Source organism: Streptomyces sp. NBC_00019 (assembly GCF_045041015.1).
Taxonomy (GTDB): Bacteria; Actinomycetota; Actinomycetes; order Streptomycetales; family Streptomycetaceae; genus Streptomyces.
In genome coordinates this window covers 10,917,018-10,940,413 of the sequence record NZ_CP108302.1, presented here as the reverse complement: position 1 = coordinate 10,940,413, position 23,396 = coordinate 10,917,018, and the positions used below count along the sequence as shown (strand labels likewise).

Sequence of the window (23,396 nt, the reverse complement as noted above, 5' to 3'; positions counted from 1 at the left end):
GCGTCGTTGGCGGTCGGCGTGTCGTGGCCGGTGGGTGCGAGGTGGTTTCGTCACGCTGGCGGCATGCCTCCGATCTCGTTGGCCGAGCCCACGGGCCGGTACCTCGCGTTCGAGGAGCGCGAGGAGATCGCGATCCTCAGGGCGATGAACAAGGGCGTGCGCGAGATCGCCCGGGCCCTGGGGCGTGACCCCGGAACGATCTCTCGCGAACTGCGCCGCAACGCCGCAACGCGCAGCGGCAAGCAGGAGTACCGCGCGACGGTCGCCCAGTGGAAAGCACAGCAGGCCGCCAAGCGCCCGAAGACCGCGAAGCTCACAGGCAACGACAGGTTGCGGGAGTACGTACAGGACCGGCTCGCTGGCAGCGTCCGCCGCCCCGACAACACGATCGTCCCCGGACCCAGGACGCCCGCGTGGAAGGGGCTGAACAAGCCGCACCGGCAGGACAGACGATGGGCGACGGCATGGAGCCCGGAGCAGATCTCGCACCGTCTCCCTGTCGACTTCCCCGATGATGAGTCCATGCGCATCAGCCACGAAGCGATCTACCAGGCGCTGTTCATCGAGGGCCGTGGCGCGCTCAAGCGGGAGCTGGTCACGTGTCTGCGTACCGGCCGGGCGCTGCGGACTCCCCGTGCACGGTCGCAGAACAAACCGCAGGGGCATGTCACCGCGGACGTCATCCTCAGTGAACGCCCCGCCGAGGCCGCAGACCGCGCGGTCCCCGGACACTGGGAAGGAGATTTGATCATCGGAACGGGCCGATCCGCGATCGGCACGCTGGTCGAGCGCAGCAGCCGCTCCACGCTCCTGGTGCACCTGCCCCGGCTCGAGGGCTGGGGTGAGAATCCGCCCGTGAAGAACGGCACCTCGCTCGGGGGCTATGGCGCGATCGCGATGAACACAGCGCTCACCGCCTCGATGACGCAGTTGCCCGAGCAGCTACGCAAAACCCTCACCTGGGACCGCGGAAAGGAACTCTCCGGCCACGCCCAGTTCGCCCTCGATACCGGGACGAAGGTGTTCTTCGCCGATCCCCACTCGCCCTGGCAACGACCGACGAACGAGAACACGAACGGGCTGCTGCGTCAGTACTTCCCGAAGGGCACCGATCTCTCCCGGTGGTCTTCCGCAGACCTCGAAGCCGTCGCCATGGCGATCAACAACAGGCCCCGCAAGACCCTCGGCTGGCGGACACCCGCCGAGGTCTTCGAAGAGCAGCTACGCTCGCTGCAACAGCCCGGTGTTGCAACGACTGGTTGAACTCGCCGAGTACGCGTCGCGAAGGTTCAGCCGGGCCTGCCGGAAGCTGGGCGTCACGCAGTCCATGGGCCGGGTCGGCTCGTGCTTCGACGCCGTCAGCGAGGCGTTCAACAGCGTGCTCAAGGTCGAGTACGTTCACCGGCACACCTTCGCCACCCGCACCCAGGCCCGGGTCCGGATCGCAACCTGGATCACCGACTTCTACAACACACACCGGCTGCACAGCGTGTGCGGCTGGAAGAGCCCGATCGACTACGAACTTGGCTATCGGGCCGGCTTCACCGAGGAGCTGGCTGCATAGGAAGGTCTCCACGAAACCGGGGGATTGACAGCGCGGTGGCGTCGAGGTCCTGCCCGGTAGGCAAGACCCAGGCGACACAGCCGTCGGGCCGGATGAGCAACGCGTCGACGTCCACCCGGTCCGTGCGGGCGGTGACGCTGTTGACCCGTCCGGTCCACGCGGCCGCGTCGTCGCAGGCCTCCGCGCGGTCGACGAGGTCGAGCTGGAGCCCACGACCCTCACACAGCAGGTCCGCCGACCAGGTCAAATCACCACGGACTACGCCCTCGTACGGGCCTGGCGCGGCGACCGCCACGCCAACCTCGTCTTCCGCAGGGCCGCCGCCAATTTCAACCCCCTCGCAGCCATGGCCGGCCGTATCACCGTCGCCGAGGTCGAGGACCTCGGCGCACCGGGCGAACTGCGTCCCGACGAGGTCCACCTGCTCGGCATCTACGTCCAGCGGGTCGTCGAACTGAGCGTCGACGACGCTGCCGACAAGCAGATCGAGAAGAGGACGGTGCGTTCCTGATGGCCTGGACCCGCGACCAAATGGCAGCCCGGGCCGCCGCCGAACTCACCGACGGCTCCTACGTCAACCTCGGCATCGGCCTGCCCACCCTGATCCCCGGCCACCTCCCGCCCGGCGTCCACGTCGTCCTGCACTCCGAAAACGGCATCCTCGGCGCCATGCAGGTCTCGCAGAACGGCGACCTCGCCAACTGGATGATCTCCGGCAAGATGGTCAAGGGCATGGGCGGCGCCACGGACCTGGCCCACGGAGCCCGTCGCGTCATCGTCCTCATGGATCACACCGCCAAGAACGGCAGCCCGAAGATTCTCAGGGACTGCACGCTCCCCCTCACGGGCGAAGGCCGTGTGCACCGGGTGATCACCGACCTGGGCGTTCTCGACATCACCGACAACGGCCTCGCCCTGGTCGAGACCGCTCCAGGCGTCAGCGTGGAGAGCACCACGGCACCCACCGACGCGCCCGTACACCAGGACGGCACCACGACCGCCCACTGACTTCAAGTGGAACCCAACGTTTCCGACCTGCACGGCACCTACACCAACTCGATCACCCCAACCCGGGCTCGACCGACCCAATCGCCTGATGGCTGCCATGGCCCATCATGTTCCGGCTGTCCGCCGCCATTGACGCACCTCGTGTGTCCGCCACGAACACATCGCTCGGTCCAGCCCTACGAGCGGGCCGACGCGCAGGTTCGTCAACACGGTCCGAGATTCCTCGAACCCGCGCGCTTCCAACTTCGACGGGTGCGGCTCTTGTGGAGGGAAGGGAGAGCCGACGGTCTGCCGAGTCGATGGCCCGTCCTCCCGAGTCGCGGCAGTGGAGGCTCTGGTACGGCGGATCGCTGTGGCCGACCACAGTCCCCGCCTCGTTCAGGTCGTCGGCTCTTGTCGAGGCTTCCCGGTTGCGGAAGGATGCTTCAGTCCACCTGACGTGACCTGATCCACGACTGTCAGCACGCGCGAGTCGGCATCAACGGGGGGTGCCTCTATGTCCTTCGTCAAGGCACCCCTGTCGGGCTTTGGGTGATTCGGTCTTGCTGGGGTCATGCGGCGAGTTCGATGTCCACGGGCGTGCGGGGTTCGTAGAAGGTGCCGTCCCGGAGCATGGCGAACAGGACGCTGATGCGTTGGCGGGCGAGGCGGAGGAGGGCCTGGGTGTGGGTTTTGCCGCGGGCGCGTTGTTTGTCGTAGTAGGCGCGGGAGGCGGGATCGGCGTTCATGCAGGCGAAGGCGGAGAGGAACATGGCACGTTTGAGCTGCCGGTTTCCGCCTCTGGGTGCGTGTTCGCCGTGGATCGAGGTCCCGGACGACCTGGTCGCCGGGGCGAGTCCGGCGTAGGAGGCGAGGTGGGCGGCGGTGGGGAAGCTGGTGCCGTCGCCGACGGTGACCAGCAGGACTGCGGCGGTCCTGACGCCGACGCCGGGCATCGACGTCAGGACCGGGGAAAGAGGGTGAGCCTCCAGCAGGGCGTTGATCTGCGTCTCCAGGGCCCGGCGCTGTGCGTGGACAGCGGCGAGCGATGCGGCCAGGGAGGGAATCACGATGTCGAGGGTGCCGGTGCCGGGCACGATCACCGTCTGTTCGTCGAGCGCGGCGAAGACGTCGTCGATCAGCCGGGCGGCCATGCGCGGGGCCTTGGGCCGGATCAGCTCAACGAGCCTGCGGCGGCCGGCTTTGCGCAGCGCGGCCGGGGAGCCGTAGCGCTCCAGCAGCCAGGTGACGGCCTGGTGGTCCAGGCGGGGGCCCAGCACGCGTTCCAGGCTGGGGTGGAACTGGGTGAGCAGGCCGCGTATCCGGTTGGACGTGCGGGTGGCCTCGGCCGCGAGGTCCTGGTCGAAGCCGACGAGGACCGTGAGTTCGGCGGTGATCTCGTCGGTGAGTTCCAGCGAGCGCAGGGTGTGCGGCATGGTGCGGGCCGCATCCGCGATCACGGCGGCGTCCTTGGCGTCGGTCTTGGCCTCGCCCGGATACAGGTCGGCGATCCGGCGCATCGCGAGTCCGGGCAGGTAGGCGACCTTGCAGCCCGCGTCGCGGGCGACCGTGAGTGGGAGGGCTCCGATGGATGCGGGCTGGTCCACGATCACCAGGACGGTGCCGAACTTCGCGGCCAGCTTGTCGAACACGGCCCGCAGTTTCGGCTCGCTGTTGGGCAACTGCTTGTCGAAGACCTTCTTCCCGGCCGGGGTGAGTCCGTGGCCGTGGTGAGCGGTCTTGCCGACGTCCAGGCCGAGGAACACGCCCACGTCTTCGGTGTCGAACATCGCGCCCTTCCCGGGGAGTTGAACGTGCCGGCCTTGGCAGTGGTGTCGTACGCGCGCATCCACGTTATGCAGACCTGCCGCCCGCGAGCTGTCCGGCATTGCGCCGGACCGGGCGGTGGCCGGACCTCTGATCAGCGTCTCCGACGGCACCTCCCGGGCCCGGTGACACCACCCCCCCAGGTCATGCCATCGACAGGGGGGGAACAGTCATGCCGGGCCCGGAGGCCAGCGGCCCTCTTGCAGGACCGCGGAAAACATAACGGGGGACGATGACATGCTGGTTGAGGCACCTGCGGAGGCCTGGTGAACGTCACGCTGGCGCTCGCCAACAACGACGCCATGCTCGCGATCCGCTTCCTGCTTGAGCTGGTCTCGCTGCTCTGCCTGGCCGTCTGGTCCTGGCGCAAGGTCCCCTCTCCATGGCGCTGACTGCTGGTCGTCGCAGTGCCCGTGGCTGTGGGCTGGGCGTGGGGTTCCTTCGCCGTGCCGGATGACCCGTCCCGTTCTGGCGAGAGCGATATCCACACCCCGGGACCAGTGCGCCTGCTCCTCGAACTCACTGTGTTCTTCGGCGCGGTGGCCGCGCTCAACTTCGCCGGCCTGCGCCGCGCGGCCCGCCGGCTCCTTGTGATCATGGTCGGCTACCAGGTCCTCGCCTACGACCGAATCGGCTGGCTGCTCAGCCACTGATCCGCCTCCGATACGTTCGCGCCGTTGGCCGGATGCCGAGACGACCCGCACCACCGCCCAAGGAGACCAGGTTGTCCGCACCCCCCGCTGGTCGCTGCTGGCCACCCTCGTCTACGGCCGCGGCGGCCCGCGCAGACGGGGACGAGATGGCCGGGTTCGGCGAGCCATGTCTTAAGGGCGGCGTCGAGTTCGGCCGTGAGCGCTGAGGCGTCTGGGTGGACGGGGCGTTGGGTTGGCGGGCTGCGGGGCCTGCAAGGCGTCGCGCACTGCTTCGTGGCAGCGCTGTCGATGGCCGCCGAGCTCGGGGAGATGGGATGCGCGACTCCGAAATCCAGGAGATCCGCCGCGGAGCCCCCGAACGGCTGCGCGGCATCGCCGACAGTCACGACCGCACCCGGATCACCCTGAAGGACACGGCACAGTGAGCGGAGCAGCAGACGAGCGCGACCGCATCCGCATCGCCATGGACCGCATCCTGACCGGCCGTCCCGAGCGCTCCAACGGAGCCCTGACCATCGTGGCCCTCGCCATCGAGGCCGGCGTCCCCCGCAACGCCCTCACCCAGCGCCACCTCGACCTCAAGAACGAGTTCTACGCCAAGGTCAAAAAGCGCGGACAACCCACGGACGCCGAGACCCGGTTCCGCAAACAGGTCGTACGGCTCAAGGAACTCCGCGAGAAGGACAAAGCCGAGCTCGAACAACTCCGGGCCGATGTCGAAGGGCTGGTGCGGGCGGTCAACCAACTCACATTGGAAAACCGGCATCTGCGCGGACTGCTGTCGGCTCCCGACCCGGCCGTCCGTGTCCTTCCCGTCCGGTACATCCCGCCCCAGTCCAGCTGACATTGAGGCCTGGCGGGGTGGCGCGGCTGAGGAGGCGACGGGTCAGGCCGCCTGTGTGCGGGCAGGAACCAATGACGTCAGTGAGCCCCTCCCGCATCCGCCTACCGCTCCGAGCAGCTCGGCAGGATCGCCACCGCTAGGGCTGGCACTGCGGCCAGGATCAGCCAGGGCACGGCAGGTAGCAGGCCCAGGTCGAGCAGGGAGCCGGTGACTGAGTTGCCGATGAGGACGATCAGGCCGGAGACGGAGGACAGTGCGCCGGTGTAGAGGCCGATGCGGCCGTCCTCGGCGAGGTCGGGCACCCAGGCGCGGGCAGCGGGGACGACCAGCATCTGGCCGAGGATGAGTAGGACGACGTACCCGGCGGCGGGCAGCAACCCCGTCACCCCTGTCCGGATCCAGCAGATCCAGGACGCCATGTGGCAGCCCGAGTACGGCTGACAGGACGAGGCAGCGTCCCTTCCATCGGTTCCTCCCTCCTGCCGCTGCCGCTGTCGCGGGTGCGGGTGCTGGATCGGGACGCCCGAAGGGCCCTTCCCCGGTGGAAAGGGCCCCTCAGTGGTCCTACTCGGTGCGCAGCCCGTCCGGGCGCATCAGCCGGATCAGTGGTGGCAGGCTGAGCACGGTCACCAGCAGGGTGACGGCGGCGCCGATACCGGTCATCGACAGTACGCTCGCCCAGTCGACGTCCACCGCCTTGTGCGTCATCTTCAGCAGTACCGCGCCCAGCGTCAGCCCGACCGCCGTGGCCAGCGCCAGGCCGAGACCGATCGGGATCGCCGTCTGCCACAGCACGGACAGGGTCAGTGTGCGGCGCCGGGTGCCGAAGGCGATCAGCGACGACAGCAGTTTGCGGCGCTCGCGCAGCTGCTCCAGCTGCGACACCAGCAGACTCGCGCCGATCAGCGCCAGTACGCAGGTGGCGCCGACGAACAGGAAGGTGCGGATGGAGGCGTAGGTGTCGTCGCTCTTGCTGGACACCAGCACCACCGGGTCGGAGGGCAGGCCGAGACGGTGGGCCGTGTTCCGCGCGTAGTCGGGCGCGTCCGCCAGCCCCTGGTCGAGCGCGAGGTAGATCTCCCCGTCGAGACCGTGTGTGGCGCCCGGGGGCAGCGCGCCCGGAGTCAGCAGCAGGCCGCCACGCTTGTTCCCTGCCGGGTCCGCGATCGACCGCGCCTGTTTCACGTCCGCCGGCACGGTCCAGGGCGTCGGCCTGTGAACGACACCGGGGTCGCCGTCGAAGTAGTCGAACCAGAGCGTGCTGCCGGGCTTGGACATGCCGGGCGTCGCCTCCCCGTATGCGCCACCCTGGACGACGAAGGAGTCACCGTCCTTGCAGGAGGGGAGGGAAGCCACCGCGCGCAGGGACGCACAGTCGGCGATGGTGACGCCGGCAGTGTTCCCCTCGTTGTCGCGCCGGTCGGCAACGTAGCCCTCGTCGAACGCGTAGATCTTCGCGACACCCTCGGTCGCCTTGAAGTCGGCCGCCGCCCGGGCGAGCGGGACCTCCTTTTCCAGGTTCACCTTCATCTGGGCCCGGGTGAGGTCGTTGGTGGTGTGCTTGGTGTACTGGCCCTGCACCCCGGTGAACAGCATCTGCAGGGCGATGGCGCCCGCCACCGCGACCGCGATGCCGTTGACCGTGCGGGCGGCCGTTCCGCTGCTCAACTGAAGCCGGCGAATGGCCAGTTGCCAGGCGACCCCGCCGGATCCGAGCCGGGCGACGACCGTCTCCATGACCCACGGCAGCAGCGCGGTCACCCCGACGAGCAGCAGCAGGACGCCACCGGTGACCTGGTACTGGTTGAAGTCTTTGCCGTACCGGTCCTTGCCGATCATCGGGTAGAGCAGGCCGAGCCCACCCACGGGCAGCAGCAGCCGCCACCACAGCCGGCGCCGCAGGGGCTTCGCGGTGCGCACCACGCCGAGCGGCTCGATCACCACGCCCCGCAGCGCGAACAGGGTGACCAGCACGGCGGCCGCCGGGACCGCGACCGCGACCAGCAGGGCGAGCAGGGGGGAAGGGATCAGATAGCTCGGGAACACGCTCACGTCGAACAGGTCCACGGACCCGGAGAACTCCCGGATGAGCAGGAAGAAGACCGTGCCGAAGGCCAGGCCGGCCACGGCGCCGGCGAGGGCCTCGCCCGCGGCGATCCGCCGGGTCATCCGGCTGTCCGAGCCCACCAGCCGCAGGGCCGCCAGTCGCCGGTCCCGGCGCTCGCCGCCGAACCGCACGGCCGCGGCGATGAAGACGCCGACCGGCAGCAGTAGCACCAGGAACACCACGAGGGAGAGCAGGACGAGGATGGGGTCTGTCTCCTGCGACTCCAGGTACCCTGCGCCGAATCGGTCGATGCGTTCGACCCCGCCGCTGTATTGCTTGAACACGAGATCGTCGGCGCCGCGGTAGAAGGCGAGCTCCTGGGCACCGATCAGCCCGGGCTCGGCGATCGTGCCGACGATCCGCCCCGGCAGCCGCTCCCGCAGCATCTTCCCCTCGCCAGACTCCAACAGCCGCTTCAGCGCTGGGGAGACCACCATCTCGCCCACCCCCGGAAACCTCGAGACCCCCGACGGCAGGGGCGCCTTGGGCCCCTCGGGCTGCAACGCCCGCCCCCGCACCTCCTTGTCACGGAAAACCGTCCCGGCGTCGCGGACCAGCAGTGTGTTGTCCGCCTTCCGCATCGGCGACTCGCTGAACGCGTGCGTGAGGTCGCTACGCGCCTCCTCCCGGTCGTGCCGGACGGCCAGCGCGTTCGGCACCGCGGTGGCGAGCAACAGCAGTGCCACACCCAGCCCCACGCCGACGGCGGTGAGCAGCATCCGCGCCCACCCCTCCCGCCCGCCGGCGACAGCGAATCTGACCCCCATACCCAGGTCCCTGGACCACTGGCGCGTCTTCATACGACCCGCTCCATGTCCCGGGACTTGCCGTCCCGTACGACGACCTCGCGGTCGGAGTAGGCGGCGACCCGTGCCTCGTGCGTGACCAGCACGACGGCGGCGTTGGTGGAGCGAGCCGCCTCGGTGAGCAGCCCCATCACACGCTCGCCGTTGAGGGAGTCGAGTGCGCCGGTCGGCTCGTCAGCGAACAGCACCCGGGGGCTCGTGACCAGCGCCCGGGCCACGGCCACCCGCTGCCCCTGACCGCCGGAGACCTCGCCGGGCCGCTTCTTGCGCAGGTCGTCGACCTCCAGCCGCTCCATCCAGGTCAGGGCCGCCTTCTCGGCCTCCTTGCGGGAAGTGCCGTTCAGCCGCAGCGGCAACGCCACGTTCTCCACACAGGTCAGCTCGGGCACCAGCTGACCGAACTGGAAGACGAAGCCGAACTCGGAGCGCCGCAGCGCGCTGCGCTGCGCGTCGTTCATGGTAGCCAGCTCACGCCCGTTGCAGGTGATGGACCCGGAGTCGGGCCGCACGATCCCGGCGAGACAGTGCAGCAGCGTCGACTTGCCCGAGCCGGAGGGGCCCATCACAGCGACGACCTCGCCGGGGCGGATAAAGAAGTCGGCGCCGTCGAGCGCGGTGGTCGGCCCGTACGCCTTGCGCAGGTCCTGGGCGGCGAGCAGAGAACTCGGAGGAACGAGAGTCACGCGGTCACCGCCTCGGCGAGCTTGTCCAGACGCGCGGCGGTGAGCTCCAGCCAGCGCAGATCGGCCTCCAGGTGGAACAGGGCGTGGTCGCAGATCAGCTGGTCCGCGAAATCGCCCTTGCGCTTGCGGTCGGTCAGGATCCGCATCATGCGCAGGTGCTCGGAGCGCTGCGTGTCGAGGATGTCGGCGGCGTTGCGACGGGTCAGCAGCGCGAGGACGACCTTGCTGTACAGCAAGGACTGCAGGTACGGCTCGGGCTTCTCCGGCGTCGCGAGCCAGCGCTCGACGTCGCTGATCCCGGCGTCCGTGATCGCGTACCGCCTGCGCTCGGGCCCACTGCCCGCCTCGACGCCGTCGACTTCGACGAGGCCGTTCTTCAGCAGCCGGGACATCGTCGCGTAGACCTGGCCATAGTGCAGCGGCCGGTCATGACCGAACTTCTCGTCGAAGGCCCGCTTCAGGTCGTAGCCATGACGCGGACCGGACTCCAGGAGCCCCAGGAGGGTATTGCCGATGGACATGCCAGCACTATACACACCATGTATACGCGGCCTGTATACGCGCAGTGTTTAGGCGATGGCACAAGCTCAACGGGAGACCGCGCCAGCTACGTGGCGAGCCGCCAGAGCGGCTCATGCCCCATCTGAGCCTGAATAGGGTCCAAGTCCCCTCACGAAGCCCAGATCTCAGTACGGAGCAACGCGACCGGCACGAGGAGAGGGCTATGCACGTGCGGATCGCGCAATTCCCGAGCCGATGGCCGAGCACCTGTGCGCCTGGGCGATGGCCCTGTGTGGGCGCGGCCGTTGCCAGCACGCAGCAGCCGAGTATCCGCATCCTCTTTGACTTCCTCCTCCTCGTGAACGAGGAGGATCCCTACGGCTCGCGCCGTGGGGTTTTCTGCTTCATCGCCGACTGCCCGCCCGGAGAACTCCGTTGAGGTCTACCGGTAGGACGTTGACGCGGCGGCGGGCCAGGGCGAGGACGGCCTGGATGTGACGCTTGCCTTCGGCTCGCTTGCGTTCGTAAAACCGGCGGGACTCATCGCAGTGTCGGATGCTGAACAAGGCGGAGATGTAGAAGACGCGTTGGAGTCGGCGGTTGTAGCGCCGCAGCCGGCGAAGATTGCCGCTGAACTTGCCGGAGTCGCGGGGAACAGGTGCGACGCCACCGAAGCCTCCAGCAGTGGCGCGAGGACGCCGCCTCCGGCGCCCTCACCGAGGTCTTCGCCTGCGGCACCGCCACGGTGGTCACCCCGATCGGCCACGTCAAGACCAGGACGGACACCTGGACCCGCGGCGACGGCACCCCCGGCGAGGTCACCCCGAACCTCCGTGATGCCCTGCTCGGCATCCAGCGGGGCGTCCGGGACGACAAGCACGGCTGGATGCCCCGACTGGGCTGATCCCGGCGGGCCACTCGGCCCGCAGCCCTTCCAGGGCCCGTCCGGACGAGTTCCGGGCGGGGCCGCTCTGCGTATTCCCTCCCATTCTCTCCCGTCCATGCGGCCGCCCGAACCGGCCAGGCTGCCGTACGGATCCTCCTCGACCGGGAACTGGACGACTCCGCGTTCGACGCCCTGCGCGACCTGGATCTGACCGGATTCGGCAGCGTAACCCTGCGCTACGACACCACCGAGGCCTGCTGGGTCCCGGTCCCCGCCGACGACAGCCCGGAAGCCGACTGGCCGAGCCGGTCCGGCGGCTCGACGAGATGCCCGCGTACCCCGGTGGGACGGGTTGCGGACGATTCTCGGCCACGTACGGCCGTTCCTGGACGAGCCTCTCCTCGCGGACGCGTGACCTTCCGTCCGGGTTGTACGCAACAAGGCCGATTGACCCTGTGGTAGTTGGTGCGTTTGCCTCGAAGGGAGCCCCCGGCGCGGGGCCGGGGGTCATGCGTCAACGGGGAACACAAGGGGGAACATGTCCAAGGCTTCAGCCATGTCCGGCAGAGCTGTGACCGTGTCCGGCATTTCCTTATCGACGGCGCTGCTGCTCGCGTTCACCGGAACGACCGCCGGTGCCGCGCAGCACGCGCCCCGGACGGAGCGGGTCAGCACCGCCGCCGACGGCACCCAGGGCGACGGCGCCTCCAGTACGGCCGTCACCACGCCGAACGGCCGCTACATCGCGTTCCGTTCGTCGGCCACCAACCTCGTGCCCGAGGGGGTCACCCGCCCGGGCACCTACTCTTACATCCGTGACCTGACAACCGGCGAGGTCACCAAGATCGAGCAGGCGCTGAGCACGCCCCGGCTCAGCGCCGACGGCCGCTGGGCCACGTACACCGACTGGGGCAGCCGCAACATCAACGTCTTTCTGTCCGACCTGAGCACGGGCACCAGAATCCGGGTCGGGGCCCCCGACGGCCGGGACACCGCGTCCTCGCCGACCATCAGCGAGGACGGTCGCTACATCGCCTACCGGTGGCTCGGGCACCCTGATTTCCCGACCCGCATCGACCTCTACGACCGTCTGACCGGCACCCGTGAGACCGTCAGCGCGGGCCCGCAGGACTCCAACCGGGACATGGACAGACCGTCGATCAGCGGCGACGGCCGCCGGGTCGCCTACCAGGACAACGGCACCGGTGACGTGTGGGTCGCCGATCGCGTCACCGGCGCGCAGACCGAGGCCGACGACGGCACGCCCTCGACCGTGGTCCAGCTGAGCGCCAACGGCCGTGTCCTGGCGATGGATTCGGCCGACGGCTCCTATGTACGGGACCTGCGCACGGGCCGCGTCCGGCACTTCCCCGGCGTCCGCGTCCTGGCCGTCAGCCCGGACGGGCAGCGGCTGTTGACGCGGGACGCGGACGCGAACCTGACCCTGCGCGGCCTGCACGGCGGACGCGAGATCCCCGTCGGACACGGCAGCGCCACCGCGGGCTCGGTCTCCGCCCACGGCCGCTCCGTCGTCTACTCCACGCAGGACGCGGACGTCGTCCCCGATGACACCAACGGTCTGTACGACGTCTTCCAGTGGAGGACACGCTGATGTTCCGCGCCTCAAGAGCCGTGCTCGGCACGGCAGTCGCGATCGCGCTCGCCTGGACGCCGGCGGCCGCCGCACAGGACCGGGGTCACCAGGGGCCCGACGAGCCCCGTACCGTGCGGGTGAGCACGGCCGCCGACGGCGGTCAGGCCGACGGACCGTCGAGCGGGGCCTCGATCAGCGCCGACGGCCGCCAGGTCGCGTTCACGTCCACCGCGCCGAGCCTCGGCTGCGAGCGCCTCTCGCCGTGCCTGTTCGTGAAGGACCTGGCCGACGGCGGTCTGACCAGGATCGACCTCGGCAGCGGCCACACCTACGACGCGCCGCTGTCCAGCGCCGACGGGAGCCGTGTCGCCTTCTCCGCCGGCACCCGCTTCCAGGCTCCTTACCTGTACAACAGCGCCACCGGCCGTTCGGAGCGGCTGTGGCCCGAAGGCCCGCCCGGCTCGGCCGAGTTGGGCCGCGCCCAGTCGATCAGCCCCGACGGCACGCACGTCGCGTACACCGTCGGCGGCCGCAACGGAGGGCAGACCGCGCGGCTGCTGTACGTCCGGGACACGGAGACCGGCACCGAGGAGCTGATCTCGACCGCCGAGGAGGGCGACAAGAGCAAGGCCTCGGTGAGCGGTGACGGCAATCGGGTCGCCTACTCGGTCCAGGGGGACGCCGAGGGTGACGACCCGAACGACGTCTTCGTCAAGGACCGGGCGACGGGCCAGCGCATCCACGTCGACGCGGACCTCGGTGTCGCCCATCTGATCCGGATCACGGCGGACGGCCGCCGGGTCCTCCTCAACGCCAACACCGGGGTGTACGTCCACGACCTGAGCACGGGCACATCGCGACGGGTGGCCGACGGAACCGCCTCCTCGGCCACGGCGGACGGCCGGTACGCCGTCGTCACGGGCACGGACGGCGTGCGGGTGCGTGACCTGCGGACGGGGCTGCGAGGGGCCACCCTCTCGTGGACCGCCACGGTGATGGGCGACTCGCTGGCCGCCAAGGGACGTGTGGTGGCGTTCAGTTCGACGGAGTCCCACCTGGTGCCGGGCGACACCAACCGGCAGTCGGACGTGTTCGCCTTCTCGGGCGGCCTCGGGAAGAACCCGGCCCCGATGCCGTCCGTCACCGAACGGCTCGGCGGACCGGCCGGGGCATCCCACGACCCGGAGATGGATGAGCGCAAGCTCGTCACCTTCACCTCGGAGGAAGACGTCTTCATCAACGCGCCCCTCCGCGTCGTCCAGGTCAACTCCGACACGGAGAAGCCGTCGTCGGAGAGCACCCCCTGCTCCAACGGACGCATGGTGGGCTACCTGGTCCCGTCCGCCGCCGACGGCGCCCCGGAGGTCCACATCCGCTACCGCTCAGTCGGCCAGGTCACCACCCTGGACTCCTACCAGGGCGTCCGCTTCACCTGGATGGGGCGGCCCCGGATCAGCCCCACCTGCCAGTGGATCACCTACGAGGCGACCCTGCCCGCCACCGACGCCGCCCCGGACCCGCAACCCCGCGTCTACCGCTTCAAGTTGGACGGCGGCACCACGGACGTGGTCAGCGCGCCCTCGGGCGGTCCGGCGGGCAACCCGTCCATCGACTACGACGGCCGGTACATCGCCTTCGAGCAGGGCGGCGACGTCTACGTCCGTGACCTGGACACCAGCGACCTGTCGAAGGTCGCGGACGGCGCCTCGGCCCCCTCCCTCAGCGGCCGGACGATCGCCTTCCAGCAGGGCCGGTACGTCTATGTCCGGGACCTCGACACCGGCACCACCACGGCCCGGGTCAGGGGCGCCCAGCCCTCGCTCTCCAGGCACGGCACAGAGTTCGCGTACACCTCGGGCCGTTCCGTGTACCTGCTCGAAATCGCCACGGGGAAGAGGCAGTTGGTCAGCGTCGATCGCTGGGGCGGCCGCAACGACCTCCCGGCCGGGCACCCCTCGGTCAACGCCGACGGCACGGTCGTCGCGTTCGAGTCGGCCTCACCCGATCTGGTAGACGGGGACACGAACGGGGTGACGGACATCTTCCTGCGAACAGTGCGTTGACTTGCTCCTCGGGCTGAAGCCCGAGGATTCTGGCCTTCTCCCCCGAACGCTGTTCCGCTACGCGGCACGGGGTTCGGGGGAGAATCCGTGGCTTCCTGCTTCGCTGCGCTGTGCCAGGACGGGTCCTGGTCTTACCTGCGCTCCACAGGCTGACACCGCCAGTCCGGCGGCCGTCTTCACGTTCTTCGCGGCATTGTGGTCCCGGTCGTGGACCGTTCCGCAGGCGGCGCAGGTCCACTTCCTGATGTGCAGGGGCTTGGGCCCGTCCTTCACCCCGCACTGCGAGCAGACCTGACTGGTCGGCTCGAACCTGCCGACCTTGACCAGGGTCCGGCCGTACCTGACTGCTTTGTATTCCAGCATCGCCACGAACTGTGCCCAGCCCGCGTCGTGGACACTCCTGGCCAGCCTGGTGCGCGCCAGTCCTTTGACCGCCACATCACCGCGGAATCCGGCGGGCTGGGCAAGGGAGCAACCTTCACCTTGCGCCTACCGCAGGATGCCCACTGAGAGCCGCTGCACGAGTACGTCGGGGCGCATGGCTGTGGTGGATCGGTCCGCCCGACCCGGTCAGGGGCGTGCCCGTCCCACCCCGCCGGGTGGCGACGATCTCCGCCGCGATGGACAGCGCCGTCTCCTCGGGTGTGCGGGCACCGAGATCGAGTCCGATCGGCGACCGCAGCCGGGCCAACTCCCCATCGCTCAGGCCCGCTTCACGCAGCCGTCGTTCCCGGTCGGCGTGCGTACGCCGTGAGCCCAGGGCGCCGACGAACGCGGCCGGCATCCGCAGGGCCGCTTCCAGCAGGGGTACGTCGAACTTGGCGTCGTGGGTGAGCACGCACAGCACCGTGCGCGCGTCGGTCGCGGTGCCCCGCAGGTAGCGATGCGGCCAGTCGACGACGACGACGTCGGCGTCGGGGAAACGGGTCCTGGTGGCGAAGACGGGGCGGGCGTCGCACACGGTCACGTGGTAGCCGAGGAACTTGCCCACCCGTACGAGGGCCGCCGCGAAGTCGATCGCTCCGAAGACGATCATGCGGGGCGGCGGCACTCTCGACTCGACCAGCAAGGTCACTCCGCCGGGACAGCGCGAGCCGTCCGCCGAGAGCTCGACCGTGCCGGTGCGGCCGGCGTCCAGCAGGGCGCGGGCTTCGCCGGCCGCCGTACGGTCCAGCTCCGCGTGCCCGCCGAGTCCGCCTTCGTACGAGCCTGCCCCGGACCCCGCCCGGGAGGGCCCCGCTCCCGCTTCACCCGGCCGCACCAGCAGGGCCGTGCCGAGGAGTTCGGCGGGGCCGCGTACAACGCGGGCGAGGGCTGCCGGTTCGTCCCGCGCGGCGGCCGACAGGGCCGACCGGAGCACCGGCCGCGCGGGCGCGTCCGCGCCGACCGGGGTGACCATGATGTCGATGGTCCCGCCGCAGGTCAGCCCGACCGCGAAGGCGTCATCGTCGCTGTAGCCGAACCGTTCGACGACCGTCTCACCGTCCTGGAGGGCCTGGACGCACAGGTCGTACACCGCTCCCTCCACGCAGCCGCCGGAGACCGAGCCGATGACCGTGCCCTCGCTGTCGACGGCGAGGGCGGCGCCGGGGCCGCGCGGGGCGCTGCCGCCGACGGCCACGACGGTGGCGACGGCGAACGCGCGGCCCTCCGCGATCCAGCGGTGCAGTTCCCCGGCGAGGTCAAGCACGGACGCCTGCCATCAGGACGCGGTCGGGACGGATCGGCAGGTCCCGGTGGCGTACGCCGGTCGCGTGCCAGACCGCGTTGGCGACGGCCGCGGCGGCGCCCACGATGCCGATCTCGCCGATTCCCTTGATGCCGACCGGGTCGTCGGGGTCCGGGTCGTCGATCCAGTCCGCCTCGATGGCCGGGACGTCGGCGTGGGCGGCGACGTGGTAGCCGGCGAGGTCGGCGCCGTAGTGGCTGCCCAGGGCCCGGTCGCGGACCGCCTCCTCGTGCAGGGCCATGGAGATGCCCCAGGTCATGCCGCCGACGAACTGGTTGCGGGCGGTGAGCGGGTTGACGATCCGGCCGGCCGCGAAGATGCCGAGCATGCGGCGCACGCGGACTTCACCGGTGGCCGGGTCCACGGCGACCTCGGCGAACTGGGCGCCGAAGGAGTGCCGTTCCTTCTGGGCGAGGGCGCCGATGGCCTCGGTGGTGTCCGACCGCACGGTGATCCCCTCCGGCGGGATGTCGGCGCCGAGGACGAGCCGTTCCCGCAGTTCCCCGGCGGCGATCGTGACCGCCCAGGCCCAGGAGCGGGTGCCCATGGAGCCGCCGGCGATGAACGCGGGACCGAGGTCGCTGTCACCGATCAGCACCCGGATGTGTTCCGGTGTGGTCTCCAGGGCGTCGGCGGCGACGAGGGTGAGCGCGGTCCGGGCGCCGGTGCCGATGTCGGCGGCGTTGATCCCCACGGTGTAGGTGCCGTCCGCCTCCGCTGTCACGGCCGCCGTGGAGGGGCCGGCGCCCGCCGGGAAGGAGGCGGCGGCCGTGCCGGTGCCGAGCAGCCAGCGTCCCTCGCGGCGCAGGCCGGGGCGCGGGTCGCGGTCGGCCCAGGCGAACCTGCGGGCGCCTTCCCGGAAGCAGGCGATCAGGTTGCGTCCGCTGAACGGCAGCCCGGACACCGGGCCCGTCTCGGGGTCGTTGCGGGCGCGCAGTTCGATCGGGTCGAGGCCGCACTTCTCGGCGAGTTCGTCGATCGCCGACTCCAGCGCGAACGACCCCGGTGCCTCGCCCGGCGCGCGCATCCAGGTCGGGGTCGGCACGTCGAGCCGTACGAGCCGGTTGGCGGTGTGGTGGGCGTCGGCGCCGTACATGGTCCGGGCCGGTCCTGCGGCCGACTCGATGAACTCGTGCACGGTGGAGGTGGCGCTCAGGGATCGGTGCTCCAGCGCGCGCAGCCGGCCGTCGGCGTCGGCGCCGAGCCGCAGGCGCTGCCGGGTGGGGCTGCGGTAGCCGGCGAGCGAGAACATCTGCCGCCGGGTCATGATCACCCGTACCGGGCGCTGCAGTTCGGTCGCGGCCATCACAGCGGCCACCTGGTGGGCGCGGACGCCCTTGCTGCCGAAGCCGCCGCCGACGTGTTCGGAGCGCACCCGGACCGAGGCCGGGTCGAGCGAGAACATCTTCGCGAGTTCGCTCGCGACCCAGAAGGTGCCCTGGTTGGAGTCGACGAGTTCGAGCCGGCCGCCGTCCCAGCAGGCCGTGGCCGCGTGCGGCTCCATCGGGTTGTGGTGCTCTTCCGGGGTGGTGTACTCGGCGTCCACAACAACCGCGGACGCGGCGAGTTCGGACTCCAGGTCGCCCTTCTCGATCACCGCCGGAATGTGCCTGTCGACCGTGTACGCATCGGGGTGCTCGCCAGTGAAGTCGACGTCGTGCGGCTCCTGTTCGTAGTGCACGACCAGCGCCTCGGCGGCCTCCCGGGCCTGTTCGGAGGTCTCGGCGATGACCAGCGCCACCGGCCAGCCCGCGTGCGGCACCCGGTCGTGCTGGAAGACGGTCGCGGTCGGGTCCGGGACGCCCAGCAGACCGACGTAGCCGGTCTCGACCCGCGGGGCGTTGCCGTGGTGCAGGACGGCGACCACGCCGGGCATGGCGAGGACGTCGGCGGTGTCGATGGAGCGGACGCGGCCACGGGCGACCGTGGACAGCACCAGCCAGCCGTATGCGAGGTCGGCGAACGGGATCTCACCGGCGTAGCGGGCGGCTCCGGTGACCTTGTCGCGGCCCTCGACGCGGGCGTGCGCGGTGCCGACGGCGTTCTCGCGTGCTGTGGGGGCGGTGGTCATCGGGCGGCCTCCTCGGCCAGTTCGGTCAGCACGGCCACGACGAGGTTGCGCATGAGGGGCACCTTGTACGCGTTGTGCAACAGCGGTTTCGCCGCTGCGAGTTCGGCGTCCGCGGCGGCGGCGAAGGTCCCGGCGTCGGCCGGCGCTCCGGTCAGGACGCGCTCGGCCTCCGATGCCCGCCAGGGCCGGGACGCGACCGCCCCGAAGGCCAGGCGCACCTCGCGTATGACGCCGTCCTTGACGTCGAGCGCGGCGGCGATCGAGCCGATGGCGAAGGCGTACGAGGCACGCTCGCGCACCTTGCGGTAGCGGGAGCGGGCGGCCACCGGAGCGGGCGGCAGGGTGACGCCGGTGATCAGTGCGCCCGGCGGCAGCGCGGTCTCGCGGTGCGGGGTGTCACCGACCGGAAGATAGAAGTCGGCGAGGGGCAACGCGCCGGACCCGTCGGCGGTTTCGTAACTGACGAGGGCGTCGAAGGCGGTCAGCGCGACGCCCATGTCCGAGGGGTGGGTCGCCACACAGTGCTCGGAGGCGCCCAGGATGGCGTGGTTGTGGTGCTCGCCCTCGATCGCGGGGCAACCGCTGCCGGGCACACGCTTGTTGCAGGGCTTGGTCACGTCGGTGAAGTAGCCGCAGCGGGTGCGCTGGAGCAGGTTGCCGCCGACGGTGGCCATGTTGCGCAACTGACCGGAGGCGCCGGCCAGGACGGCCTGGGCCAACGCCGGGTAGCGACGGCGGACTTCGGGGTCGGCGGCGAGGTCGCTGTTGGTGACGGTCGCGCCGATGCGCAGACCGCCGTCCGCCGTCACCTCGATGTCGTCCAGCGGGAGTTCGCGGACGTCGACCAGGTGGGCGGGCCGCTCGACGCCGGACTTCATCAGGTCGACGAGGTTGGTGCCGCCGGCGAGGACCCGGGCGTCGGGGTCGGCGTCCAGCAGGGCCAGGGCCCCGGAGACGTCGGGGGCCCGGTCGTAGAGGAACTCCCTCACGCTGCCGCCTCCTCGGACTTCGCTTCAGCCGCCCGGGCCACGGCCTCAACGATCGAGACGTACGCGCCGCAGCGGCACAGGTTGCCGCTCATCCGTTCCCGGATCTCCTCGGCGCTCAGGGGCGGTGGCCCGGCCTCGGGGCGGATGTCGTCGGTGGCGGCGCTGGGCCAGCCGGCCGCGTGTTCCTCGATCACCGCGATCGCCGAACAGATCTGGCCGGGAGTGCAGTAGCCGCACTGGTAGCCGTCCAGGTCGAGGAACGCCTGCTGCACCGGGTGCAGTCGGTCGCCCTCGGCCATGCCCTCGATGGTGGTGATCTCGCGTCCTTCGGCGGCCACGGCGAGTTGCAGACAGGACACCGCCCGGCGCCCGTCGAGCAGTACGGTGCAGGCGCCGCACTGCCCCTGGTCGCAGCCCTTCTTGGTACCGGTCAGGTCGAGGCGCTCGCGCAGGGCGTCGAGCAGGGTGGTGCGGTGGTCGACGGGCAGGGTGTGCTTCTCGCCGTTGATGTTCAGGGTGATGTCGCTGGACGTAGAGGGTGGGGCTGGGGCCATGTTCAGCCTTCTTTCACGTGTCCCGGACACGTCGGGGCGTCAGTCCGACGCTAGAGTGAGCTCAAGCGGACAGCTGTCCGCTATCGGTCCGAACGTAGTGGACAACTGTCCGCTTCTCAAGGACCGCTTTCGGACACGAGCCGGCGAGGAGGACAAGTGCGCCAGAAGGACGACCCGCGCCTGCGCTCGGACGCGCAGCGCAACCGCGAACGCATCCTGGAAGTGGCCCTCGCCGAACTCTCCCGGGCCGCCGACACCCCGCTGAGCGCGATCGCCAAGAAGGCGGGCGTCGGCCAGGGCACGTTCTACCGGAACTTCCCCAACCGCGAGACGCTCGTCCTCGAGCTCTACCGCCACGGGGTCCAGCAGATCGCCGACTCCGCGTCCGAGCTGCTGGAGACCAGGGAGCCCGACCGCGCGCTGCGCGCGTGGATGGACCACCTCGCCGGGTTCGCGATGACCAAGGCCGGCCTGGCGGAGGCGATCCGCCAGGCCACCTCGTCCGGGAAGGCGGCGAAGCCGGGCCACACCCCGGTGACCGACGCGGCCGACCTTCTGCTCCGCGCCTGCGAGGAGGCCGGCACGATCCGTCCCGGCGTCACGGCCGACGACTTCATGCTGGCCATCGCCGGCCTGTGGCAGCTCGCCCCGCACGATGACTGGCAGTCGAGGGCGACGCGCCTGCTGGACATCGTCATGGACGGGTTGCGCGCAGGGGCACCCGGACCCCAGGGCCTGCCCGGCGGATCAGACCGGCTGTAAGGGACGTGCCTCGTCGGCACGGGTGAGCGGGGCTTGGTGCGCCCAGACGCGAGACGTACCAGCGGCGCCAGCCGGTTTCGACTTCCCCTGGGACAAGCGACTGCGACCACGAACAGCCGGAGCCCTCTCGCCGTCGTCGTGGACAGGCTCAGCAACTTCTTTAGGTATCCCTAGTGTTGTGCATGTATCGTCGCGTGTATGGAGTTGCTGCGCATGTCCAAGGCTGCGAAGCGTCTCGGGATCCACCCAATGACGCTTCGTCAGGCCGCGATGGCATGTCGAACCGGGCGTTGCAGTGCAAGTACGGCGTCACCTGGAACACGGTCAACAAGGCCCTGACCTCGGCTTGGCCGCAGCCACGCACGACAACCGCTTCGGCGCGGCCGTCGAAGCTGGATCCGTTCACGCTGCTGATCGACGAGATCCTGCTCATTGATCTGGACGCGACCAGGAAACAGCGCCACACCGTCACCCCGGATCTACCGCCTTCTGATCGACGAGCACTCCTCGTCCGAGGCGTTGCGTTGACCACTTGAACCCGCACCGATGAGAGGGCGCAAGCGTCCTGCGAGCAACCGCGCGGTCCGGCCAGGGACTGAGAGTCCGGTGTTTATACCTTGCTCGCGACCACCATGTAGTTCTCGGCCTCAAGATCGAACGTGCTCAGTTCCGTTTGGAGTCCGACCCGGTGCAGCTCGACTTCGAGTTCCTCATACCGGTAGGGCCAGCAGGACAGCAGTTCCGAGCGGACAAGAACCAACCCGGTCGCATCAACTTGCGCGATCGCAATCTCGATGTAGTGCTCCTCCTCCCAATGCGGCGCAATCTCCCATCGGTAGACCACGACGGCATCGCGACCGTTCCGGCGGACGAGTCGGTCACTGATCTCCAGCCGGGAACCTCTGGCCCTCACGAGTTCCCAAGTGCGGGATGTGAGTACCAAGCGCCCGCCGGGGCGCAGAAGCCGTGACATCGACTCCAGAGCAGCACCCCTGCCTGTCGCGCCCGCGGCATGGTGAAGCGAATTGCCAACGCAGAACACCATGTCGAACGCGTTGTCCTGGAAATGGTCGGGCAACTCTTCCCAGTTCGCCCGTACGGCCCGGACGGATGCCCCGAACTCCTCAGACAACTCTGCAGTCCGACGAACCATCGCCTCGCTGGCGTCAGTTGCGACAACCTGCATGCCACGACCGGCGAGGCCAACCGCCAACTGTCCGGTTCCGCACGAACAGTCGAGGACGTGAGCGTTCGACGGCAGGAGATTGAGGACGTCGTCGAACGACGCAGCGAACTCGGCTGGAGGCAACTTTGCATCCGAGATGAGCCATTCGTACACCTCGGCAAGCACGTCATAGCCTGTCACAACCACTACCTCCGTCACGCGGCAGTCTCACGGTAGGACGTCAGTCCATCAGCGGAGCAAGCCGGGCACCAATGGTTTTCGCAAGGATGGCTCTGACGGTGTTTGTGGGTTGAGGTGCACCCCGTTTCGTGGAGTCCCTGATGCCAGGGTTACGATCCTGGCGAAGGAGATCCACCAGCACCATGGCAGCGCCGCGTAAATACCCTGACGAGCTCCGCGAGCGCGCAATCCGTGAGGTCCGGGCCACCGGCCGGCCCGTCGCGCATGTCGCGAAGGACCTCGGCATCCATCCTGAGGCCCTGCGCGGCTGGGTCCGCCAGGCCGAGGCCGATTCCGACGATCGGGACGACCGGCTGACCACCGCCGAACGCGACGAGCTCAAGCAACTCCGCAAAGAACCCTCAGAGTTGAAGCGGGCGAACGAGATCCTTAAAGCGGCCAGCGTGTTTTTTGCCCAGGAGATCGACCGTCCCCGGACGAGGCCGAGCAAGTGATCGACCACCTGCGCGAACGCAGCCTCGGGGTCGATCCCGTCTGCCGGGTGCTGGAGTTGTCACCGTCCACCTATTTCGCCCGCAAGAAACGTCCGAAGTCCGCCCGCCGGCTCCGCGACGAACAGCTCATGCCGCTGATCGAGGAGATCCACGTCGAGTCCGGGGCCACCTATGGGGCCCGCCGGGTCACCCGCGCCCTGCGGCGCAAGGGCATCGACGTGGCCCGCTGCACGGTCGAGCGGCTGATGCGCGAGCTGGGCATCAAGGGCGTCATCCGCGGCCGGCGGCGCCGCACCACGGTGCCCGAGCCGTCGGCGCCCCGCCCGCCGGACCTGGTCGACCGTAACTTCACGGCTTCCCGTCCCGACCAACTCTGGGTGGCAGACATGACATATGTCCGCACCTGGTCAGGCTGGTGGCGTTCGTCCTGGACGTGTACTCACGGATGATCGTCGGCTGGCAGGTCGCGAACCACATGCGCACCGAACTCCCGCTGGATGCCCTGGAGATGGCCCTGTGGAGACGCAGGATCAAGACGGGCTCCGGCCTCATTCACCACTGCGACCGGTTGAACTCAAGGCGGCCTTTTTCAGGAAGTTCACTTCCATCTCCAGCTCGCGGTTGCGTCGTTCGAGTTCCTTCAGGCGGGCCCGCTCGTTCACGCTCAGTTCCGCATCGGGAGCCGGTTCCTGCTGCTTCTGGTGCTTCTTGACCCAGCCGCGCAGTGTCTCCGGGTTTAGCTCAAGCTCCCGGGCGACTTCGGAGATCGTCTTGCTCGACCTCAACGCGATCTGGACGGCTTCCTCGCGGAACTCCGGCGAGTACTTACTGGGTGGCGCCACTTCTTCCTCGTTTCCTGTTCAGGACAACCCTATTGGGTCCCTGTCCAGGAACCTCGTGGCCCCTCACTTCGACA

24 protein-coding genes and 6 pseudogenes are annotated in these 23,396 nt (G+C 69.6%); 16 read left to right on the top strand and 14 right to left on the bottom strand.

Annotation, left to right across the window (positions count from 1 at the left end; translation table 11 throughout):
* Positions 1–63 precede the first annotated feature (63 nt).
* On the top strand, positions 64–1,263 hold the full coding sequence (locus OHU89_RS50900) for an IS30 family transposase (RefSeq protein WP_405655052.1): 1,200 nt from the start codon (positions 64–66) through the stop codon (positions 1,261–1,263).
* A complete protein-coding gene (locus tag OHU89_RS50895; protein ID WP_405653694.1) occupies positions 1,247–1,564 on the top strand; it encodes a transposase in 318 nt (105 codons plus the stop codon). Before OHU89_RS50900 ends, OHU89_RS50895 begins: the two co-directional genes overlap by 17 nt.
* Here the strand turns inward: OHU89_RS50895 and OHU89_RS50890 are convergent.
* Complete coding sequence (locus tag OHU89_RS50890; RefSeq protein ID WP_405653691.1) at positions 1,542–1,859, bottom strand: hypothetical protein; 318 nt, start codon at positions 1,857–1,859, stop codon at positions 1,542–1,544. The genes OHU89_RS50895 and OHU89_RS50890 overlap by 23 nt on opposite strands.
* On the opposite strand from OHU89_RS50890, the pseudogene OHU89_RS50885 reads away from it, so the two are divergent.
* A pseudogene (locus tag OHU89_RS50885) lies at positions 1,812–2,075 on the top strand (CoA-transferase); the annotation flags it as partial. The gene OHU89_RS50890 and the pseudogene OHU89_RS50885 overlap by 48 nt on opposite strands.
* Positions 2,075–2,572, top strand: a complete 498-nt coding sequence (locus OHU89_RS50880) for a CoA-transferase (protein ID WP_405653689.1) — start codon at positions 2,075–2,077, stop codon at positions 2,570–2,572. The pseudogene OHU89_RS50885 and the gene OHU89_RS50880, both read left to right, overlap by 1 nt.
* A 551-nt stretch (positions 2,573–3,123) precedes the next feature.
* Here the strand turns inward: OHU89_RS50880 and OHU89_RS50875 are convergent.
* Entirely contained in the window at positions 3,124–4,341 is a 1,218-nt protein-coding gene (locus OHU89_RS50875; protein WP_405653687.1) for an IS110 family transposase, read from the bottom strand.
* Positions 4,342–4,644: 303 nt separating this feature from the next.
* Here OHU89_RS50875 and OHU89_RS50870 point away from each other — a divergent pair, with 303 nt between their 5' ends.
* The 3 genes from OHU89_RS50870 (at position 4,645) to OHU89_RS50860 (ending at position 5,875) form a co-directional block, all read left to right on the top strand.
* Positions 4,645–4,770 carry a hypothetical protein gene (locus OHU89_RS50870; protein ID WP_405653685.1) on the top strand — a complete coding sequence of 42 codons (126 nt, stop codon included), beginning with the start codon at positions 4,645–4,647 and terminating at the stop codon, positions 4,768–4,770.
* Positions 4,771–5,031 carry a DUF2568 domain-containing protein gene (locus tag OHU89_RS50865; protein ID WP_405655051.1) on the top strand — a complete coding sequence of 87 codons (261 nt, stop codon included), beginning with the start codon at positions 4,771–4,773 and terminating at the stop codon, positions 5,029–5,031.
* A 421-nt stretch (positions 5,032–5,452) separates the two neighbouring features.
* Positions 5,453–5,875, top strand: a complete 423-nt coding sequence (locus tag OHU89_RS50860) for a hypothetical protein (protein WP_405653683.1) — start codon at positions 5,453–5,455, stop codon at positions 5,873–5,875.
* 101 nt (positions 5,876–5,976) lie between these two features.
* Here OHU89_RS50860 and OHU89_RS50855 read toward each other — a convergent pair.
* The 5 genes and pseudogenes from OHU89_RS50855 to OHU89_RS50835 all read right to left on the bottom strand — a co-directional run.
* Positions 5,977–6,267 (bottom strand): annotated as a pseudogene (locus OHU89_RS50855) (MFS transporter); the annotation flags it as partial.
* 172 nt (positions 6,268–6,439) lie between these two features.
* Positions 6,440–8,749 (bottom strand): ABC transporter permease, encoded by a 2,310-nt coding sequence (locus OHU89_RS50850; protein ID WP_405653680.1) that lies wholly within the window; start codon positions 8,747–8,749, stop codon positions 6,440–6,442.
* A 29-nt stretch (positions 8,750–8,778) separates the two neighbouring features.
* Positions 8,779–9,471 (bottom strand): ABC transporter ATP-binding protein, encoded by a 693-nt coding sequence (locus tag OHU89_RS50845; RefSeq protein WP_405653678.1) that lies wholly within the window; start codon positions 9,469–9,471, stop codon positions 8,779–8,781.
* On the bottom strand, positions 9,468–9,992 hold the full coding sequence (locus OHU89_RS50840; protein ID WP_405653675.1) for a PadR family transcriptional regulator: 525 nt from the start codon (positions 9,990–9,992) through the stop codon (positions 9,468–9,470). The genes OHU89_RS50845 and OHU89_RS50840 overlap by 4 nt, the downstream gene beginning before the upstream one ends.
* A gap of 384 nt (positions 9,993–10,376) precedes the next feature.
* Positions 10,377–10,646: pseudogene (locus tag OHU89_RS50835) on the bottom strand (transposase); the annotation flags it as partial.
* Here OHU89_RS50835 and OHU89_RS50830 point away from each other — a divergent pair.
* The 3 genes and pseudogenes from OHU89_RS50830 to OHU89_RS50820 form a co-directional block, all read left to right on the top strand.
* Positions 10,646–10,876: pseudogene (locus tag OHU89_RS50830) on the top strand (branched chain amino acid aminotransferase); the annotation flags it as partial. The pseudogenes OHU89_RS50835 and OHU89_RS50830 sit on opposite strands and share 1 nt — an antisense overlap.
* Positions 10,877–11,414: 538 nt before the next feature.
* Complete coding sequence (locus OHU89_RS50825) at positions 11,415–12,470, top strand: protein TolB (protein WP_405653672.1); 1,056 nt, start codon at positions 11,415–11,417, stop codon at positions 12,468–12,470.
* Positions 12,470–14,515 (top strand): TolB family protein, encoded by a 2,046-nt coding sequence (locus OHU89_RS50820; protein WP_405653669.1) that lies wholly within the window; start codon positions 12,470–12,472, stop codon positions 14,513–14,515. The genes OHU89_RS50825 and OHU89_RS50820 overlap by 1 nt, the downstream gene beginning before the upstream one ends.
* A 57-nt stretch (positions 14,516–14,572) precedes the next feature.
* Here the strand turns inward: OHU89_RS50820 and OHU89_RS50815 are convergent.
* The 5 genes and pseudogenes from OHU89_RS50815 to OHU89_RS50795 form a co-directional block, all read right to left on the bottom strand.
* Positions 14,573–14,956 (bottom strand): annotated as a pseudogene (locus OHU89_RS50815) (RNA-guided endonuclease InsQ/TnpB family protein); the annotation flags it as partial.
* Positions 14,957–14,993: 37 nt separating this feature from the next.
* Complete coding sequence (locus tag OHU89_RS50810; RefSeq protein WP_405653666.1) at positions 14,994–16,205, bottom strand: XdhC family protein; 1,212 nt, start codon at positions 16,203–16,205, stop codon at positions 14,994–14,996.
* Entirely contained in the window at positions 16,198–18,315 is a 2,118-nt protein-coding gene (locus tag OHU89_RS50805; RefSeq protein WP_405653663.1) for a xanthine dehydrogenase family protein molybdopterin-binding subunit, read from the bottom strand. Before OHU89_RS50805 ends, OHU89_RS50810 begins: the two co-directional genes overlap by 8 nt.
* Positions 18,312–19,304 (bottom strand): FAD binding domain-containing protein, encoded by a 993-nt coding sequence (locus tag OHU89_RS50800; RefSeq protein ID WP_405653660.1) that lies wholly within the window; start codon positions 19,302–19,304, stop codon positions 18,312–18,314. Before OHU89_RS50800 ends, OHU89_RS50805 begins: the two co-directional genes overlap by 4 nt.
* Complete coding sequence (locus tag OHU89_RS50795) at positions 19,301–19,858, bottom strand: 2Fe-2S iron-sulfur cluster-binding protein (protein WP_389962290.1); 558 nt, start codon at positions 19,856–19,858, stop codon at positions 19,301–19,303. Before OHU89_RS50795 ends, OHU89_RS50800 begins: the two co-directional genes overlap by 4 nt.
* Positions 19,859–20,014: 156 nt before the next feature.
* Here OHU89_RS50795 and OHU89_RS50790 point away from each other — a divergent pair, with 156 nt between their 5' ends.
* The 3 genes from OHU89_RS50790 to OHU89_RS50780 all read left to right on the top strand — a co-directional run bounded on the left by OHU89_RS50790 (position 20,015) and on the right by OHU89_RS50780 (position 21,156).
* Complete coding sequence (locus OHU89_RS50790; protein ID WP_266882349.1) at positions 20,015–20,620, top strand: TetR/AcrR family transcriptional regulator; 606 nt, start codon at positions 20,015–20,017, stop codon at positions 20,618–20,620.
* A gap of 186 nt (positions 20,621–20,806) precedes the next feature.
* The gene (locus tag OHU89_RS50785; protein ID WP_405655050.1) at positions 20,807–20,959 is read left to right on the top strand and encodes a helix-turn-helix domain-containing protein; all 153 of its coding nucleotides are present in this window, start codon (positions 20,807–20,809) and stop codon (positions 20,957–20,959) included.
* Positions 20,896–21,156, top strand: coding sequence for a hypothetical protein (locus tag OHU89_RS50780; protein WP_405653656.1), 261 nt, complete (start codon positions 20,896–20,898; stop codon positions 21,154–21,156). The genes OHU89_RS50785 and OHU89_RS50780 overlap by 64 nt, the downstream gene beginning before the upstream one ends.
* A 74-nt stretch (positions 21,157–21,230) precedes the next feature.
* On the opposite strand, the gene OHU89_RS50775 is transcribed toward OHU89_RS50780, so the two are convergent.
* On the bottom strand, positions 21,231–21,986 hold the full coding sequence (locus OHU89_RS50775) for a class I SAM-dependent methyltransferase (RefSeq protein WP_405655048.1): 756 nt from the start codon (positions 21,984–21,986) through the stop codon (positions 21,231–21,233).
* Positions 21,987–22,168: 182 nt separating this feature from the next.
* On the opposite strand from OHU89_RS50775, the gene OHU89_RS50770 reads away from it, so the two are divergent.
* From OHU89_RS50770 to OHU89_RS50760, 3 genes and pseudogenes are all read left to right on the top strand, one after another.
* The gene (locus tag OHU89_RS50770; protein ID WP_405653654.1) at positions 22,169–22,480 is read left to right on the top strand and encodes a transposase; all 312 of its coding nucleotides are present in this window, start codon (positions 22,169–22,171) and stop codon (positions 22,478–22,480) included.
* On the top strand, positions 22,477–22,929 hold the full coding sequence (locus OHU89_RS50765; RefSeq protein WP_405653652.1) for an IS3 family transposase: 453 nt from the start codon (positions 22,477–22,479) through the stop codon (positions 22,927–22,929). The genes OHU89_RS50770 and OHU89_RS50765 overlap by 4 nt, the downstream gene beginning before the upstream one ends.
* Positions 22,926–22,988: pseudogene (locus tag OHU89_RS50760) on the top strand (hypothetical protein); the annotation flags it as partial. The gene OHU89_RS50765 and the pseudogene OHU89_RS50760, both read left to right, overlap by 4 nt.
* Positions 22,989–23,028: 40 nt before the next feature.
* On the opposite strand, the gene OHU89_RS50755 reads toward OHU89_RS50760, so the two are convergent.
* A complete protein-coding gene (locus OHU89_RS50755; RefSeq protein ID WP_405653650.1) occupies positions 23,029–23,322 on the bottom strand; it encodes a transposase in 294 nt (97 codons plus the stop codon).
* Positions 23,323–23,396 lie beyond the last annotated feature (74 nt).

What these genes read in the sequence shown, in the direction of transcription:
- OHU89_RS50900 (WP_405655052.1), top strand. Translation starts at nt 64, where the DNA reads ATGCCTCCGATCTCGTTGGCCGAGCCCACGGGCCGGTACCTCGCGTTC.
- OHU89_RS50880 (WP_405653689.1), top strand. Translation starts at nt 2,075, where the DNA reads ATGGCCTGGACCCGCGACCAAATGGCAGCCCGGGCCGCCGCCGAACTC.
- OHU89_RS50875 (WP_405653687.1), bottom strand. Translation starts at nt 4,341, where the DNA reads ATGTTCGACACCGAAGACGTGGGCGTGTTCCTCGGCCTGGACGTCGGC.
- OHU89_RS50850 (WP_405653680.1), bottom strand. Translation starts at nt 8,749, where the DNA reads ATGGGGGTCAGATTCGCTGTCGCCGGCGGGCGGGAGGGGTGGGCGCGG.
- OHU89_RS50840 (WP_405653675.1), bottom strand. Translation starts at nt 9,992, where the DNA reads ATGTCCATCGGCAATACCCTCCTGGGGCTCCTGGAGTCCGGTCCGCGT.
- OHU89_RS50825 (WP_405653672.1), top strand. Translation starts at nt 11,415, where the DNA reads ATGTCCGGCAGAGCTGTGACCGTGTCCGGCATTTCCTTATCGACGGCG.
- OHU89_RS50820 (WP_405653669.1), top strand. Translation starts at nt 12,470, where the DNA reads ATGTTCCGCGCCTCAAGAGCCGTGCTCGGCACGGCAGTCGCGATCGCG.
- OHU89_RS50805 (WP_405653663.1), bottom strand. Translation starts at nt 18,315, where the DNA reads ATGACCACCGCCCCCACAGCACGCGAGAACGCCGTCGGCACCGCGCAC.
- OHU89_RS50795 (WP_389962290.1), bottom strand. Translation starts at nt 19,858, where the DNA reads ATGGCCCCAGCCCCACCCTCTACGTCCAGCGACATCACCCTGAACATC.
- OHU89_RS50780 (WP_405653656.1), top strand. Translation starts at nt 20,896, where the DNA reads ATGTCGAACCGGGCGTTGCAGTGCAAGTACGGCGTCACCTGGAACACG.
- OHU89_RS50770 (WP_405653654.1), top strand. Translation starts at nt 22,169, where the DNA reads ATGGCAGCGCCGCGTAAATACCCTGACGAGCTCCGCGAGCGCGCAATC.